Source organism: Pseudarthrobacter sp. C1, assembly GCF_034720455.1.
GTDB lineage: Bacteria > Actinomycetota > Actinomycetes > Actinomycetales > Micrococcaceae > Arthrobacter.
This window is the reverse complement of record NZ_JAYESK010000004.1, coordinates 366,567-382,595: the sequence shown is the minus strand read 5'-3', so window position 1 is coordinate 382,595 and position 16,029 is coordinate 366,567. Positions and strand designations below refer to the sequence as shown.

The window sequence follows — 16,029 nt, the reverse complement described above, 5'->3', positions numbered from 1 at the left end:
CGGAAAAGGGGCGGAATCCACGAATAGGGGGACCTCCGCCAACACGCCACAATGGATGGCAGTAATGAATTCGAAACAAAAAGATGGTTGGCTATTGGACATGTCAGACCTATTCCAGGATTACTCCGTGGCCGCCGGCCGGTCCGGAGCCTATGACGAGATGTTCGCCCCCGGGCAACAGGCCCGTGACTCGTACGGGCAGGTGGCGGACGCCCTTCGCAAGCTCTCCCTGGCCGATGTCAGTGCGCGCGCCGACTCAATGGCGCGCACGTTCCTGGACCGCGGCGTGACGTTCGATTTCGCGGGGGAGGAGCGCCCGTTCCCGCTGGACATCGTTCCCCGCGTCATTCCGGCCGGCGAGTGGGATGTACTGGAGCGCGGGGTAGCCCAGCGGGTACGCGCCCTTGAGGCGTTCCTCAACGACGTGTACGACAAGATGACCGTGGTGGCAGACGGCGTGATCCCGCGGCAGCTGGTCACCACCAGCGCGCACTTCCACCGGCAGGTCCATGGCTTCGAACCGGCCGGCGGCGTCCGGGTCCACATCTCCGGCATCGACGTTGTCCGTGATGCCGCCGGAACGTTCCGCGTGCTGGAGGACAACGTCCGCGTTCCCTCCGGCGTGAGCTACGTCCTGGAGAACCGCCGGGCCATGGCCAAGGGCCTGCCGGAGGCTTTCGGCCAGCAGCTCATCCGGCCGGTCGAGGAGTACCCGCGGCGCCTGCTCTCTGCCCTGCGGAAGACCGCGCCGTCCGGCGTGGACGATCCCACCGTCGTCGTCCTGACCCCCGGCGTGTTCAACAGCGCCTACTTCGAGCACACCCTGCTGGCCGGACTGATGGGCGTTGAGCTGGTGGAGGGCCGCGACCTCATCTGCCGCGGCAACCGCGTATACATGCGCACCACGGCGGGCGAGCAGCGCGTGGATGTCATCTACAAGCGGATCGACGACGATTTCCTTGACCCCCTGCAGTTCCGCGCCGACTCCATGCTCGGCTGCCCCGGGCTGGTCAACGCGGCCAGGGCCGGCGGGGTCACCATTGCCAACGCCGTGGGCAACGGCGTCGCGGACGACAAACTGGTCTACAGTTACGTCCCTGACCTCATCCGCTACTACCTCAGCGAGGAACCCATCATCGCCAACGTGGACACATACCGCCTGGAGGAGAAGGAATCCCGCGAGTACACCCTGGACAACCTGGCCGAACTGGTGGTCAAGCCCGTGGACGGTTCCGGCGGCAAGGGCCTGGTTATCGGGCCGGATGCCTCCAAGGACGAACTGGACGCCCTCCGCCAGCGGATCATCGCGGACCCCCGCGGCTGGATCGCCCAGCCGGTGCTGCAGCTCTCCACGGTCCCGACGCTGAGCGGGGACAAGTTCGGCCCCCGCCACGTGGACCTGCGCCCCTTCGCGGTGAATGACGGCGAGAATGTCTGGGTGCTCCCGGGCGGCCTGACCCGCGTGGCACTCAAGGAGGGCTCGCTGATCGTGAACTCCAGCCAGGGCGGCGGATCCAAGGACACCTGGGTCCTGGCCGATTCCCCCCAGGTGCCGGTGGAGACCGTGCCGCGGCCTTCCATCTCCGTCCGGGAGCGCGTTTCCGTGTGGCCGGTGGAGAGCAACTGGCGGGACCGCCAGTCGGAGCAGCAGCAGTGACCCGGGCCGTAGGCCGGACAGTTTCTTTTCCAGTTTCGGGCACGCAGGAGGTAGCCGCGAATGCTTAGCCGTATTGCCGAGTCCCTTTTCTGGATCGGCCGCTATGTGGAGCGGGCGGACGGCACCGCCCGGATCCTTGACGTCCACCTGGAGCGCCTGAACCACCTCCCCATGGAGGAACGCAAGAGCGTGGCACAGGAGCTCCTGGCGGTCATGGGAGCCAGGCCGCAGAGCGAGGATTTCGGGCTGCCCGAACTGCTCCACGCACTTGCCTATGACAAAACCAGCGCCACCTCCATCGCCGGTTCCCTCGGGGCGGCGCGGGAGAACGCCCGGCGCGCCCGGGAGACTGTCTCTTCCGGTCTCTGGGAGAGCCTGAACACCACGTATTACGGGCTGAGCCAGCACCGGAAGGACGTTGTGGGCACGTACCGGTTCTGCAACTGGACCCTTGAACGGACGGCCATGGTCAGCGGCCTGGCGGACACCACCGTCAGCCACGACGAAAGCTGGCTCTTCCTGGTGCTGGGCCGCTCCCTGGAACGGGCGGACATGACGGCCCGCATGCTCTCCACCCGGGACGTGCTGTCCGCCGGCATGTCATGGGTCAACATGCTGCGGTGCGCCGGGGCGTACGAGTCCTTCCTGCGTACCCGGCGTGCCGCCTTTGGAGACCAGCACGCTGCCGAGTTCCTGCTGCTGGACCGCCTCTTCCCGCGGTCCATCGTCTATGCCCTGCGGGATGCCGATGAATGCTTGGCAAAACTTGATCCTTCCGCCCAGCGGGTGGGTTTCATCAATGATGCGCGGCGGATTGTGGGGCAGGCGCGGACGTTCCTCGAGTTCCACCGGACGGACGATCTCATGTCCGAGTTGCCCGAACACATGGAGCGGGTGCAGAAAGCCGTCTCACAGGCCTCGGACGCCATTTCCCGTAAGTACTTCAATCAGGCGGATGAACTGGCCTGGGTGGGAGAAGTTTCATGACCCGGCTGAGCATCGTCCACAAGACGGCCTACAAGTACAACAAGAGGGTCACGCTGTCCTACAACGAGGCCCGCATGACGCCGCTGACGGATTCCCAGCAGGTGGTGCTGGAGTCCGTGGTCAAGGTTTCGCCGTCGCAGGCTGCCGTGAGCACCTACCGGGACTACTGGGGCACCAGGGTTACTGCCTTCGACATGCAGATGCCGCACGATCACCTTGAAGTTGTTTCCAACATCACGGTGGAGGTCCACCGGGCCGAGAAGATCCCGTCGGAGTCGGACATTGCCGGCTGGGATGTCCTGGCCTCGCCCGAGACGCTCAATACCTTCAGCGACTGGCTTCCGCAGTCCAGGCTGAGCGGGCCAGGAGACGAAGTCCTGGGCATCATCCCGGGCGTCGTGGCCGGGAAGAACCCGCACGAGGCCGCCATGGCAGTGTTCGAGTGGATGCGCGGCGAAATGACCTACATGTCCGGTTCCACCGCGGTCACCACCAACGCGGAAGAGGCCTGGGGCCAGCGCCAGGGCGTGTGCCAGGACCTCGCGCACCTGGCCATCGGTGCGCTGCGCAGCTGCGGCATCCCGGCGCGTTACGTCTCCGGTTACCTGCACCCCCGTTCCAGCGCCGGAATCGGCGAAACCGTGGCCGGCCAATCCCATGCATGGCTGGAGTGGTGGGACGGCGACTGGCGCAGCTGGGACCCCACCAACCACAAGCCGGCCGGCGACTTCCACGTGACGGTGGCCCGGGGCAGGGACTACCGCGACGTGCCGCCGCTGAAGGGCATTCTTTCCGGCGGGGGCGGTTCAGCCCTGAGCGTCAGCGTGGAAATCACCCAGCTCGCCTGACGGGCCCGCGGGCTTTTACTCCTGCGCGGTCCTCACAGCGCCGCTGAGCTGGGTCCACCAGGTCATGGGTTCCGTCACCTTGAAGCGGCGGCCGGTGATGGAGTCCGGCGTGATCCGGACGAAGATGTCCTTTTTCCCTGCCTGCCAGGGAAAGAGGAAGAGCTGGGTGGTTTCCAGGACCTGCTCCGTGCCGGTGACGACGGCGGCAGTGCCCTTCACCACCACGCTCCAGGCCAGTCCCGTATTGGGGTCCACCCCGTCCGCCTCCAGCGCCACCGGGGCGTCCTCCGAAGCGCCGGAAAGCTTGGTGCCCTCGCTGGTGCGGAACACCAGGGTGCCCCGGTCAACCGTGTAATTGATGGGGAAGATGTCCGGGCGTCCCGCCACCAGCACCGCCAGCCGGCCGACGGACACGGTGCGGAGCACGGCCCAGCACTCATGGTGTTCAAGATTCTGCACTTCAGATACGGGTTCGGCACTCATGCGGCGAGCTTACCCTCACCAGGGGCTGGGTTTGTAGTCCTTGAGGAACACGCCGTACTGGTCCTCGCCGTTCTCCCCCATAACGATGGGATCGTAGACGCGGGCGGCACCATCAACGAGGTCCAGGGGCGCGTGGAAGCCTTCCTCCATGAGCCTGACCTTGGTGTAGTGGGGACGCTCGTCGGTAATCCAGCCGGTGTCCACGGCGGTCATCAGGATGCCGTCACTGTCCAGCATCTCCTGGGCGCTGGTGCGCGTCATCATGTTGAGCGCTGCCTTGGCCATGTTGGTGTGCGGGTGGCCCGGACCCTTGTAGGCGCGGGAGAACTGGCCTTCCATCGCCGAGACGTTGACGATGTACTTCCGGCGGGCGGTGGATCGCTTCATGGCTCCCCGCAGCCGGCTCACCAGCAGGAAGGGCGCGGTTACGTTGCAGAGCTGCACCTCGAGCATCTCGAGCGGATCCACCTCATCCACCACCTGGGTCCAGCTGTTGATCGTGGCCAGGTCCGGTACCAGCCCGCCCGCGTCGATGGCCGTTCCTGACGCAATGCGCTCCAGCGAGGCCGATCCGGTGGACAGCGCCAGCGACGTGATGGCGTCCCCGGCCAGGACCGGGTGTTCTGTCACGCTGCTGGCAAGCGCCAAGGGGTGCTTGTCATGGGCGTGGCCGAACGTCACCAGTTCCGGACCGCCGTTGGCCTGCTCCAGCGCGGCCGGAAGCGGTTCATCCTCGGCGTCCACCAACGGCTTGTAGGCATTGCCGGAACGGCGGACCGTCTGCGCCGCGTTGTTGATGATGATGTCCAGCGGGCCTGCCTCATTGAGCGAGTCCGTGAGGGCCATGACCTGGGCGGGGTCGCGGAGGTCGATGCCCACGATCCGGAGCCGGTGCAGCCATTCGCCGCTGTCCTCCATGGCGGCGAACCTGCGGGCGGCGTCCTTGGGGAAGCGGGTGGTGATGGTGGTGTGGGCACCGTCGCGGAGCAGTCGAAGCGCGATGTACATCCCGATTTTGGCCCGCCCCCCGGTCAGCAGGGCGCGGCGGCCGGTCAGGTCGGTGCGGGCGTCCCGCTTGCTGTGGCTGAAGGCAGCGCACTCCGGGCACAGCTGGTGGTAGAAGGCGTCAACCTGGGTGTAGTGCCGTTTGCAGATGTAGCAGGGTCGCGAGCGGATCAGGTGCCCGGCAACCTTGCCGGTGGCCGAGGTGGCCAGCTTGTTCCCGCGGGTCTCGTCGTCGATCCGGTCCGGCGCGGCGGTTGCCGTCCGGGCAATGACTGCCCGGTCCGCCTCGGAAATCAGGTCGCGCTTTGTGACCCTTCGGTGCCGCTTGACGGCCTTGAACATTTTCCCCGTGGCGCGCCGCACCGAAACATAGTCCGGGTGCTCCTCGTCATAGGCATGGATGGTATTCAGGACCTTGAGGCAGGCCTGGATTTCCTCAGGGGTCAGATCGGGGGAGCTCACCGTATCGATTTTACAGCCTGGGATCAAGCCGGCCGCACCCCCTGGGGGGTGGGCCGGCCCGCTGAACGCTGTTAGGAAATCCGCGCCCCCTGCGCAGAGTCTGCAGCAGCGGCTGCGTGGTTCTGGGCGACCCTGTCCACGGACTCCCGCACTCCGGGGTGGAGGTCTGCAGCCGCCTTCACGGCGTTCGGGACGAGGTGGAGGTTCCTGGCAGCGAGCGTCCGTTCCTCCTCGCCGGGCTCGGGAACGTTCTGTCCCTTGGCGAGCACCGTGATGCCCGAGTCGGTGACCTTGAAGCCGCGGGCCCGGTCCAGGTCCGCGTCCAGGCCAATGGCCGCGCCTGCCGGAACCTTGACGTTCTTGTCGATGATGGCCCGGTTGATCACCGCGCCCTCGCCCACCTGCACTTTGTCCATCAGGACCGAGTCGATGACACGGCTGCCGGTGGCCACGTAGACGTCGTTGGACAGGACGGAGCCTTCCACGATGCCGCCGGAGATCACGACGCCGCTGGAGACGATCGAGTCCAGGGCCGTGCCCACCGTGTTGTTCTGGCCGCGGACGAACTTGGCGGGCGGCGAGATGCTCTGCCGGGTGTAGATGGGCCATTCCGAGTTGTAGAGGTTGAAGACCGGGAGCGGGGAGATCAGGTCCATGTGGGCGTCGTAGAAGGAGTCGATGGTGCCGACGTCGCGCCAGTACGTGCGGTCGCGTTCGGTGGAGCCGGGAATGTCATTGAGCGTGAAGTCGTACACGCCGGCCTCGCCCTGGTTCACGAAGTAGGGGATGATGTCTCCGCCCATGTCGTGCTTGGTGTCCAGCCGCTCGGCGTCCACGTGCAGCGCCGCTACCAGGGCATCGGCGTCAAAGACGTAGTTGCCCATGGAGGCCAGGAACTGCGACGGGTCCGCGGCCAGTCCGGGGGTGGTGGCAGGCTTTTCCACGAACGCGGCAATCTTTTGGGGATCGTTCTGGTCCACTTCGATCACGCCGAACTGGTTGGCCATGTGCAGTGGCTGCCGAACAGCGGCCACTGTTGCCTTGGCGCCGCTGTGGACGTGCTGGGCCACCATCTGGGCGAAGTCCATGCGGTAGACATGGTCCGCGCCGACCACCACAACAATGTCCGGGTTGGCGTCGTGGATCAGGTTCAGGGACTGGTAGATGGCGTTTGCGCTGCCCAGGAACCAGCTCTTGCCCACGCGCTGCTGGGCCGGAACCGAAGCCACGTAGTTGCCCAGCTGGGTGGACATGCGCCAGGTCTCGGAGATGTGGCGGTCCAGGCTGTGCGACTTGTACTGCGTCAGCACCACGATCTGCAGGTAGCGGGAGTTCACCAGGTTGGACAGCGCAAAGTCGATCAGGCGGTAACTCCCGGCGAAGGGGACCGCGGGTTTGGCCCGGTCAGCCGTCAGCGGCATCAGCCTGTTTCCCTCGCCCCCTGCGAGGACAATGGCCAGGACTCTTTTGTTCAACGGCATAATGGTCGCTCCTGTACGCCTTCGTATCTCCCCAAGACAGTCCGGCATGCCCGGACTCCTTCACACTAGAACAGTTAAGCGTGAAGGACTACCTTGGGTCTTGTGCGAATAGACATTGTGACTAAAGAGTTCCCGCCGGAGATCTACGGTGGCGCCGGAGTCCACGTAGCCGAATTGAGCAGGGTGCTTAGTAAGCATGTTGACCTGCAGGTTCGTGCTTTTGGCGCTCCCCGCGATACCGACTATCATGGCGCCACCGTGACGTCCTACCAGGTGCCTGAGGACCTTGGCGGGGCCAACGCCGCGGTGCAGACCCTCGGGGTGGACCTCCGGATCGTCCCGGACGTGGAAGGCGCGGACCTGGTCCATTCGCATACCTGGTACGCCAACATGGCAGGGCACCTGGCATCCCTGCTGCACGGCATCCCGCATGTCCTCAGCGCCCACAGCCTGGAGCCGCTGCGCCCCTGGAAGGCGGAGCAGCTCGGCGGCGGGTACGCGCTCTCTTCCTGGGTGGAGAAGACGGCTTATGAGGCTGCGGCAGCCATCATCGCTGTTTCCGAGGGTATGCGGCAGGACATCCTGCGCAGCTACCCGGATGTTGATCCCGCGAAGGTCAAGGTGGTCCACAACGGCATTGACGTCGAGCTGTGGCAGCGCGACGAGAATGACGACGCCGTCCGCGCCCTGGGCATTGATCCGGCCAAACCCAGCGTGGTTTTCGTGGGCAGGAACACCCGCCAAAAAGGCGTTCCCTACCTGCTGCGGGCTGCCGCGAAGCTGCCCGCCGATGTTCAACTGGTCCTGTGCCTGGGCGCAGCGGATACCCCCGAGCTCGCTGCCGAGACTGCCCGCCTGATCGAGGACCTGCAGAGCCAGCGAACCGGCGTGGTGCTCATTGAGCGCATGTTGCCCCGGCACGAGCTCATCCAGGTCCTCAGCCACGCCACCGCGTTCGCCTGTCCCTCGATCTACGAACCCCTCGGCATCGTGAACCTGGAAGCAATGGCCTGCGGCGCCGCAGTGGTGGCCAGCGCCACTGGCGGCATCCCGGAGGTGGTGGAGCACGGCCAGACCGGCCTCCTCGTGGACCTTGAGCAGGTCACCGACGGCACCGGGACCCCCCTTGATCCGGAGAAGTTCGTCACCGAATTCGCGGCCGCCCTCACCGAGGTTGTGTCTGATCCGGAGCGGGCACGCGCCATGGGCCAGGCCGGCCGGCTGCGCGCCGAGAAACACTTCTCCTGGGAGTCCATCACCGAGACCACCCTGGACGTGTACCGCTCGGTGCTGCCGTCCCACGGCTAACGACCCCTCGCTATTAATTACGACGGCGCCGCTCCCCTCACGAGGGGGCGGCGCCGTCGTTCATTAGGCCGTTGGCCGTCAGTTCCGTTTCGCCGCAGCGGTCCTGGCCAGCAGGACCTTCTCATCCACCGGGGACTGGCCGCTTGCCCGCTGGCTGCGGAAGTAGGCCCGCGCCTCATCCTGCCGCTTCTTCTCCGCACCGGTCGCGATTGCGGCGCGCACGTGGTCGCCGCCGTAGCCAAAGGCGTCCACGAGGTCCAGCGCATGCGGGCGGATCTTCACCAGCAGCCTGTTGATGTATTCACCCACCGTTCTGGCCCGCTGCATGGAAAGGCGGCCGTTCATGAGGTACCAGGACAGGTTCTTTTCAATCAGCGACAGGCCGAAGAGGTCACGCAGCCACGTCAGCACCGTCCTGGTGCCTGGGTCCTCCACCTCGCGAAGCGCGTCGGTGAAGGCCTCCCATTGCAGCAGTTCGGCGTGCGCCTGGGCGGCATCGATGAGTTCGTTCTGGTGACGGTTGAACAGTGCCGCGCCCTTTTCCTGGGAAAGCCGGTTGCTGCCTTTAAGGGCTGTTGCCGCTTCCGCCACCATGGTCTGCACCCTGTCCGTAAGGAGGGCACGCTGGCCCTCCTCGTCACGGAGGGCGATGGCGGCTTTCTGCACCGAGCCGGTGTCCGCCATGAACTGGGCCACCTGCCGCAGTCCTGTCCGGTGGATTGCAGCGCCGGTTGCCTGGCCCACCACATAGCGGGCCAGTACCCCGAAGTCCACGTTCCGGAACTCCTTGGCGTAGTCGGCCAGGAGGCGCTTGGCCACCAGCTGCAGCAGCACGGTGTTGTCGCCCTCGAACGTGGCGTAGACGTCAAGATCGGCCCGCAGCGACGCAAAGCGGTTCTCGATCAGGAAGCCGGCACCGCCGCAGGCTTCGCGGCATTCCTGCAGGGTGTCCAGCGCATGCCAAGTGCTCAGGGCCTTCAGTGCGGCGGCGAGTGTTTCCAGGTCCTGGCGGTCGGCGTCGGTGTCGTGGGCGCCGGAAAAGACGTCGTCGAACTTCTCCAGGAGCTGCTCATGGGCGAACCCCGCTGCGTAGGTAGTGGCGAGCCGGGTGAACAGCCGGCGCTGGTGGCGCTGGTAGTCAAGCAGGACTTCTTCGTCCGTATGGGAGGAGGCGTTGAACTGGCGGCGCTCGGTTGCGTATCGGATGGCCGCCGTCAGGGCCACCCTGGACGCAGCCACGGCGGCGCCGTCCAGCGACACCCGGCCCTGGACAAGGGTTCCCAGCATGGTGAAGAACCGCCGGCCCGGGCTGGCGATGGGGGAGGTGTATGTGCCGTCCGGGGCTACGTCGCCGTAGCGGTTCAGGAGGTTCGTCCGGTGGATCCGGACGTTGGTGAAGTGCAGCCGCCCGTTGTCGATTCCGTTGAGTCCACCCTTGATGCCGTCGTCCTCGCCGCCGATGCCGGGCAGGAACTCCTTGGTTTCCGGGTCCCGCAGGTCCACGTAGAAGGCATGTACGCCGTGGTTGACGCCGCGGGTGACAAGCTGGGCGAACACCACGGCGCCCAGTCCGTCGTTGGCCGCGTTCCCGATGTAGTCCTTCCAGGCGGCGCGGAACGGCGTGTGCACCACGAATTCTTCAGTGGACGGATCGTACGTGGCCGTGGTCGCGATGCTGGCCACGTCGGAGCCGTGTCCCGTCTCGGTCATGGCGAAGCAGCCCGGGATGTCCAGGTTCATGATGCCGGGAAGCCATTTCGCATGGTGTTCGGCGGTGCCAAGGTGCATGACGGCGGAGCCGAACAGGCCCCACTGCACGCCGGCCTTGATCTGCAGCGAGGGATCGGCCACCACAAGTTCCTCGAAGCCGGCGATGTTTCCGCCGTGGTCGTCGGCGCCGCCCAAGGCTGCCGGGAAGGCGCGGTGCACCGCCTCATTGTCCACAAGGTACCTCAGCTGTCCGAACACCCTGGTCCGGTGCTCGGTGTGGGTCAGGCCTTCAATCTTGTGAAGCTCGGGGCGTGCGGCAAGGTCCCGGGCCTGCAGCCGGACGGCCGCCCACTTGCCGAGCAGCTGCTTGCCCAGCGTTTCGACGTCGACGGCGGGCTGGGGCCGGGCGGCGGTGCCGGGGACCGCTTTTTGCGGTGCTTCCGGGCGTTTCCCCTTGCCGGTGGGACGGTCCACTACTTCAGTCATGTCAATGTCCTTCGTTGGTGCTGACAGTGTTTGGTGGTTTGCATTGGAGTTAGGTCATTCCCGCGCGGCCGGGGTGAGCTCGGGAGCTATGCCGACGCAGAGCCAGTCCGTGATCTGGCGTGCCATTGCTTCCTGGTCAGGTTTGGCGGGGGAGTCCGGCGTGCTGAGCCATTGCTCGCCGGCATTCCGTACCAGTCCAATCGCGGCCTTCGGCCAGTAGCCGATCACGGCGTGCTTGCCGTCCCCCAGGTGGGACCGCATGGGCGTAGCGATCATCTCCGCGATGGCGTCGAAGAAGTGCCCCAGCGCCCCGGAGACAGCTCCCGATGAACCCTCCGGGTCGCCGCTGCCATGCCGGGTGACAAACGTATAGACGTTGGGGCTGGTCTCCGCCATTTGCAGGTAGGCCGAGACCATGGCCAGAAGCCCTTCACGAGGGGTATGGGCGCTCTGCGCGGCTTCCTTGATCCTGCGCTGCATCTGGCTCAAGACCACTTCACCCACCGCCTGCTGAAGCCCGGCCTTATCGCCAAAATAGCGGTAGAACACGGACTTTGAGGTTCCTGCAGCAGCGGCAATCTCCTCCATGGAGGCGTCACTTCCCAGCAGGTGCACAGCCCGCCGCGCCGATTTGATCAGCTCCCTCCGGCGCTCCTCCCGATGGCTCTGCCAGCGCGAAGAACGTCCGTCGGGGCTGCCTGGCACAGAGGCATCCGGGGGGTCCGTGTGGGTGATGTTCACGATACCCAGCGTATCAGGTACGCTGGGTATCGGTAACCGAACGTGACCCGAGGAGAACCCATGTCCATTGACGGACAGTCCAGCACCGGACCCGAAGACCCAAACAACCGCACGGCAGGCACCCCTGCCACGCGCCGGGCCGTGATCGTCGGCGGGAACCGGATCCCGTTTGCCCGCGCCGGCGGATCCTACGCAAAATCCTCCAACCTGGACATGCTGACCGCCGCCCTTGACGGCCTGATCGCGCGCTTCGGCCTCCAGGACGAGCGCATCGGCGAAGTGGCCGCAGGCGCCGTCCTCAAGCACTCCCGGGACTTCAACCTCACCCGCGAAGCGGTCCTGGGTTCCGCCCTCTCCGCCGAGACCCCTGCCTATGACCTGCAGCAGGCGTGCGCCACCGGGCTGGAGACCGTGGTGGGCCTGGCCAACAAGATCAAGCTGGGCCAGATCGATTCCGCCATCGCCGGCGGGGTGGATTCGGCGTCCGATGCTCCGATCGTGGTCAGCGAGGGCCTCCGCGAGGTGATCCTGGACCTCAACCGGGCCAAGACCCTTACGCAGCGCCTGCAGGTACTCGGGCGGCTGCGGCCGAAGGATCTCGCCCCGCTGGCACCCGGCACTGCCGAGCCCCGGACCGGACTTTCGATGGGCGAGCACCAGGCCCTGACCACGGCGCAGTGGAAGATCTCCCGCGAGTCCCAGGACGAACTGGCCTACAACAGCCACAGGAACCTCGCCGCCGCCTACGAGTCAGGGTTCTTCGATGACCTTGTCACGCCCTACCGGGGACTGGTGCGGGACGGCAACCTCCGTGCAGACACCTCGCTCGAAAAGCTCTCTACCCTGAAGCCGGTCTTCGGCAAGAACCTCGGTGCTGCGGCCACCATGACTGCCGGCAACTCCACCCCCCTCACCGACGGGGCGTCCACGGTCCTGCTGGCTTCCGAGGCCTGGGCAGACGCCCGCGACCTGCCCAAGCTCGCTGCCGTGGTGGATGCGGAAGCCGCGGCCGTGGACTTTGTCCATGGCAAGGACGGCCTGCTGATGGCCCCCGTGTTCGCCGTGCCCCGGCTGCTGGCCCGCCAGGGCCTCACACTGGCGGACATTGACTTCTTCGAAATCCACGAGGCATTCGCAGCCACGGTCCTCGGCACCCTGGCGGCCTGGGAGGACGAGGAGTTCGGCCGTACCCGCCTTGGCTTGCAGGGCGCTTTCGGCAGCATTGACCGGTCGCGCCTGAACGTAAACGGGTCTTCGCTGGCTGCCGGCCATCCCTTCGCCGCCACCGGCGGCCGGATTGTGGCTTCGTTGGCCAAGCAGCTGCATGCCACGGGCAGCACCGCCGGCCGGCCCGCGCGCGGACTGGTCTCGGTCTGCGCGGCCGGCGGCATGGGCGTCGTCGCTGTTCTCGAATCACTGTAGGAGGTTCCGGTGACAGACAAGTACGCACAACTGGTTAACCAGGGCCCGGGCAGGAATGTGGCCAAGAAGCTCGGCCTTCCCCAGCCCGCGGTCCTTCGCCGCTACGAGCCCGGGCAGCCCTTGATCAACGGCCCCATCCTGGTCCAGGGAAGCACGGCGGGTGCCGATGCCCTGTCCGCGGAACTGCTTTCCTGGGACCTTGATGTCCGGCGGCACGCCGTACCGCGCGAAAAACTCGGTGCCATCATCCTGGTGCTGGATGAAGTGGCGCACCCTGAGGACCTCGAAAAGCCGATTCTCCCGGCAGCGGCTTCCCTGCGGGACCTTGCCGCCGGCGGACGCGTCGTCACGGTCTCCCGGCCGGCGTCGGACGCCGATTCGCCTGCAGCTGCCGCTGCCAGGCAGGGGGTTGACGGGTTCCTCCGCTCGCTGGCCAAGGAACTTCGGGGCGGCGCCACGGGCAACGGCATCATCCTGAGGGACGGTATCGAGCCGACCAGCCCCAGCGCCCTGGCAGCCCTCCGATTCTTCCTCTCCGGCCGTTCGGCATTCGTGGACGGGCAGTTTGTGACCGTGTCCGGCACGTCCGGAGAACTTGCCGGGGACCCGGACAAGCCGCTGGCCGGCAAGATCGCGGTGGTGACCGGAGCGGCACGCGGCATCGGAGCGGCCATCGCCCGCACCCTGCACCGCGACGGCGCAACCCTGGTCCTTGTGGACGTCCCCGCGGCCGGCGACCAGCTGGCGGCGGTTGCGAACGAGGTGCGGGGGACCGCGCTCCAACTGGACATCAGCAGGGAGGACGCGGGACAACGCATTCTTGAGCACGCCGCGCAGCGCCACGGACGACTGGACATCATGGTCCACAACGCCGGGATCACCCGGGACAAACTGCTGGCCAACATGGACCAGCCCCGGTGGAACTCGGTCATCAGCATCAACATAGCCGCGCAACTCCGCATCAACGAGGCTCTCCTTTCCTCAAAGCACTTCCGGGAATCGCCGCGCATAGTGTCAGTTGCTTCAACCAGCGGCATTGCCGGCAACCGGGGGCAAACCAACTATGCGGCGTCCAAGGCCGGGGTGATGGGAATGGTCAGGGCCACCGCTCCGCACATGGCCGCGCTCGGCGGCAGCATCAATGCGGTGGCCCCGGGCTTCATAGAAACCGAGATGACCGCCAGGATCCCGTTTGCCCTCCGCGAGATCGGCCGGCGGCTGAACTCCCTGCAGCAGGGCGGCCTGCCATTGGATGTTGCCGAAGCCGTGTCCTTCCTTGCCAGTGATGCAGCGGCCGGCATCAACGGCGAGGTGCTCCGGGTCTGCGGGCAGAACATGGTGGGGGCATGATGCCCGCCCAGCCGGTCATCCTGGGGGAAATGCCCTCGCTGTCCAAGCTCTACGTCAACGCCGCTGCCCAGGCCGCACGCCGCCGGCTGCTGGGCAGCCAGGATGGATCCGTCCTGCCGGCCGAAAGCCATGAAGTGCGCGGGGTCAGCGTGGACGTTGCCACGCTCACCGCGTACCAGCACCTGATCGGCGAGACGGCCAGCGACGTGCTGCCTGCCGGGTTCATCCACGCACTCGCCTTTCCGCTGGCCATGAGCGTGCTGAACAGGGACGACTTCCCTTTGCCCCTGCTCGGCATGATCCACCTTCGGAACAGCGTGCAACAGCGTTCCCCGGTACTCTTCACCGACAGCCTGGACGTCTCCGCCAGGGTGGAAAATCTCCGGGGTCACCGTGCGGGGACGGTGGTGGATGTGGTGGCGGATGTGCGGTTGTCAGGGGCACCCGAGGCCTCCTGGCGGGGGGTGTCCACCTACCTGGCCAAGGGAGTCTTCCTGCCCGGGATCGACAAACCGTCCCCGGCCTCCGCCCGGGCGGAATTCAAGGCGCCGAACCCCACCGCTATCTGGCAGCTTGGTGTTGACACCGGCCGGGCTTACGCGGCGGTATCGGGTGACTTCAATCCCATACACCTAAGCGTGCTTTCCGCCAGGGCTTTGGGGATGCGGCGGTCCATAGCCCACGGCATGTACCTGGCGGCCAGGGCGCTCGCCGACGTCGGCCCTTCCCGTGGCGATTCCTTCACGTGGGATGTGGATTTCGACTCCCCGGTGTTTCTTCCCGGCATGGTTGCCCTGGAGATCAATACCGAAGAAGGGGACTCCGGCGCGCGGACGCGTTCCAGTTTCGTGGCATGGAATCCCAGGTCGGGGCGCCGCCACTTCAGCGGTTCGGTCAGCGCCCCCTAGTCGCGTGTCCGGACAGCGCGCAGGATGCGGTGGAGGCTCAGCAGGACCGATTCGGACGCGGGGACCATTCCCTGCTCCGCATCCCTTCCGGCGGTGGCAGCCATGCAGGCTTCCACCGCCTCCTTTGCCGCCCCGAAATGGCCGTCCTGCGCGGAGGTGTCGTCGTCGCTGAACGAGCGGAGAAGGTTGCCGGTGGCTGACAAAGCATCGGCTAGCGGACCGGTGTCCTGCAGGGGAACGCTGTAGGGTGCCTCGCTCTCCCAGATCACGTCCGAAAGCACGTCGGTGATGTCCTGGATGTGGAAGGTCACCCTCTCCAGTTCGCGCAGGTTCCGGTAATCAAGATCGACGTCGCGGGGGTGCAGTTTGCGCCTCGGATTGGCCCGCCGGCTTGCGTCAGCCTCCTTGACCAGGTGCCGGACTGAGCGGGCCGCCGCCGCCAGTTCGTCTGAACGGCTTGACCAGTCCTCGTGTTTGGGCGGCCATTCTTCCTTTAGGGCCGCCCCCATGTCGGTGAGCTGGCGGCCAAGGGCTTGGCGGAGCTCATCCAGGCTGGCCGCGGCGGCGTTCAGGTGCAGCGGCGGAAAGATCAGGAAGTTGACGCCGATCCCAACGGCGACTCCAAAGCCCATCTGCAGGAGGTAACCGAACGAAAAGTCGTCCGGATTACTGCCGCCCACGAGCAAAACCAGCAGCGCCGCCGTCGGAATCCAGTCACTGCCCGAACCGATTCCCGGCAGGCCCCCAAGCAGGACGCCTATTCCCATGATCAGCGCGACGGCGAGCGGCGACGGATCCGTGACGGTAACCAGCACATACGCCAGGCCGATGCCCACTGCGAGTCCGGCAAGGGCCTCGAGGCCCTGCCGTACCGAGCCGGCAACGTTGTGGTACATCGCCACCAGCGCACCCAGGGGGGCGTAGTAGGGATAGTTCGCAGCAGCTCCGGGCAGATGCGGGGCGATGGCGAAGGCCAGTCCGGCTGCAAAAGCCGCCTTGGCCGCCAGTTGCAGCCGCTGCGCGGCAAAGGCCGACGACAGGCCGGACACCGCCTGTTTGAGAAAAAGGGTCCCCCTGGCCCACCTGGTATCCGGGCGTGCTTGAGACTGGCGCATTCGTACCACCCTACGGCGCCCCGGCGGCTGCCTACAAAGGTGCTGGTCAGGGAGGCGGGCACAGTG

General features: G+C 66.3%; 13 protein-coding genes. 7 read left to right on the top strand and 6 right to left on the bottom strand.

Annotated features, from left to right (window positions below; translation table 11 throughout):
* The first annotated feature begins 100 nt into the window (after positions 1–100).
* Genes U7114_RS09410 through U7114_RS09400 form a run of 3 tightly spaced genes read left to right on the top strand, consistent with a single transcriptional unit; the run spans position 101 to position 3,492 of the window.
* Positions 101–1,657 (top strand): circularly permuted type 2 ATP-grasp protein, encoded by a 1,557-nt coding sequence (locus U7114_RS09410; RefSeq protein WP_157242336.1) that lies wholly within the window; start codon positions 101–103, stop codon positions 1,655–1,657.
* 60 nt (positions 1,658–1,717) lie between these two features.
* A complete protein-coding gene (locus U7114_RS09405; RefSeq protein WP_013600945.1) occupies positions 1,718–2,644 on the top strand; it encodes an alpha-E domain-containing protein in 927 nt (308 codons plus the stop codon).
* Positions 2,641–3,492 (top strand): transglutaminase family protein, encoded by an 852-nt coding sequence (locus U7114_RS09400; RefSeq protein WP_157242335.1) that lies wholly within the window; start codon positions 2,641–2,643, stop codon positions 3,490–3,492. The genes U7114_RS09405 and U7114_RS09400 overlap by 4 nt, the downstream gene beginning before the upstream one ends.
* A gap of 15 nt (positions 3,493–3,507) precedes the next feature.
* Here U7114_RS09400 and U7114_RS09395 read toward each other — a convergent pair whose 3' ends face one another.
* From U7114_RS09395 to glgC, 3 genes are all read right to left on the bottom strand, one after another.
* Positions 3,508–3,975 carry a pyridoxamine 5'-phosphate oxidase family protein gene (locus tag U7114_RS09395; RefSeq protein WP_157242334.1) on the bottom strand — a complete coding sequence of 156 codons (468 nt, stop codon included), beginning with the start codon at positions 3,973–3,975 and terminating at the stop codon, positions 3,508–3,510.
* A 15-nt stretch (positions 3,976–3,990) separates the two neighbouring features.
* Positions 3,991–5,442: an SDR family NAD(P)-dependent oxidoreductase gene (locus tag U7114_RS09390; protein ID WP_321213533.1), complete on the bottom strand. Its 1,452-nt coding sequence runs from the start codon at positions 5,440–5,442 to the stop codon at positions 3,991–3,993.
* Between the two features lie 71 nt (positions 5,443–5,513).
* The gene (gene glgC, locus U7114_RS09385; protein ID WP_323057169.1) at positions 5,514–6,923 is read right to left on the bottom strand and encodes a glucose-1-phosphate adenylyltransferase; all 1,410 of its coding nucleotides are present in this window, start codon (positions 6,921–6,923) and stop codon (positions 5,514–5,516) included.
* Between the two features lie 102 nt (positions 6,924–7,025).
* Here glgC and glgA point away from each other — a divergent pair, with 102 nt between their 5' ends.
* Positions 7,026–8,231 (top strand): glycogen synthase, encoded by a 1,206-nt coding sequence (glgA, locus tag U7114_RS09380; RefSeq protein WP_321213535.1) that lies wholly within the window; start codon positions 7,026–7,028, stop codon positions 8,229–8,231.
* 78 nt (positions 8,232–8,309) lie between these two features.
* Here the strand turns inward: glgA and U7114_RS09375 are convergent, their stop codons facing one another.
* Positions 8,310–10,427 carry an acyl-CoA dehydrogenase gene (locus U7114_RS09375; protein ID WP_323057168.1) on the bottom strand — a complete coding sequence of 706 codons (2,118 nt, stop codon included), beginning with the start codon at positions 10,425–10,427 and terminating at the stop codon, positions 8,310–8,312.
* A gap of 54 nt (positions 10,428–10,481) precedes the next feature.
* Positions 10,482–11,168 (bottom strand): TetR/AcrR family transcriptional regulator, encoded by a 687-nt coding sequence (locus tag U7114_RS09370; RefSeq protein WP_323057167.1) that lies wholly within the window; start codon positions 11,166–11,168, stop codon positions 10,482–10,484.
* 60 nt (positions 11,169–11,228) lie between these two features.
* Here U7114_RS09370 and U7114_RS09365 point away from each other — a divergent pair, with 60 nt between their 5' ends.
* The 3 genes from U7114_RS09365 to U7114_RS09355 are packed head-to-tail and all read left to right on the top strand — an operon-like array spanning position 11,229 to position 14,848.
* Positions 11,229–12,590: an acetyl-CoA C-acetyltransferase gene (locus tag U7114_RS09365; RefSeq protein WP_323057166.1), complete on the top strand. Its 1,362-nt coding sequence runs from the start codon at positions 11,229–11,231 to the stop codon at positions 12,588–12,590.
* Between the two features lie 9 nt (positions 12,591–12,599).
* Positions 12,600–13,940, top strand: a complete 1,341-nt coding sequence (locus U7114_RS09360; protein WP_323057165.1) for a 3-oxoacyl-ACP reductase — start codon at positions 12,600–12,602, stop codon at positions 13,938–13,940.
* Positions 13,937–14,848, top strand: a complete 912-nt coding sequence (locus U7114_RS09355; RefSeq protein ID WP_323057164.1) for a MaoC/PaaZ C-terminal domain-containing protein — start codon at positions 13,937–13,939, stop codon at positions 14,846–14,848. Before U7114_RS09360 ends, U7114_RS09355 begins: the two co-directional genes overlap by 4 nt.
* Here U7114_RS09355 and U7114_RS09350 read toward each other — a convergent pair.
* Complete coding sequence (locus U7114_RS09350; RefSeq protein WP_323057211.1) at positions 14,845–15,897, bottom strand: FUSC family protein; 1,053 nt, start codon at positions 15,895–15,897, stop codon at positions 14,845–14,847. The genes U7114_RS09355 and U7114_RS09350 overlap by 4 nt on opposite strands.
* Positions 15,898–16,029: the final 132 nt, after the last annotated feature.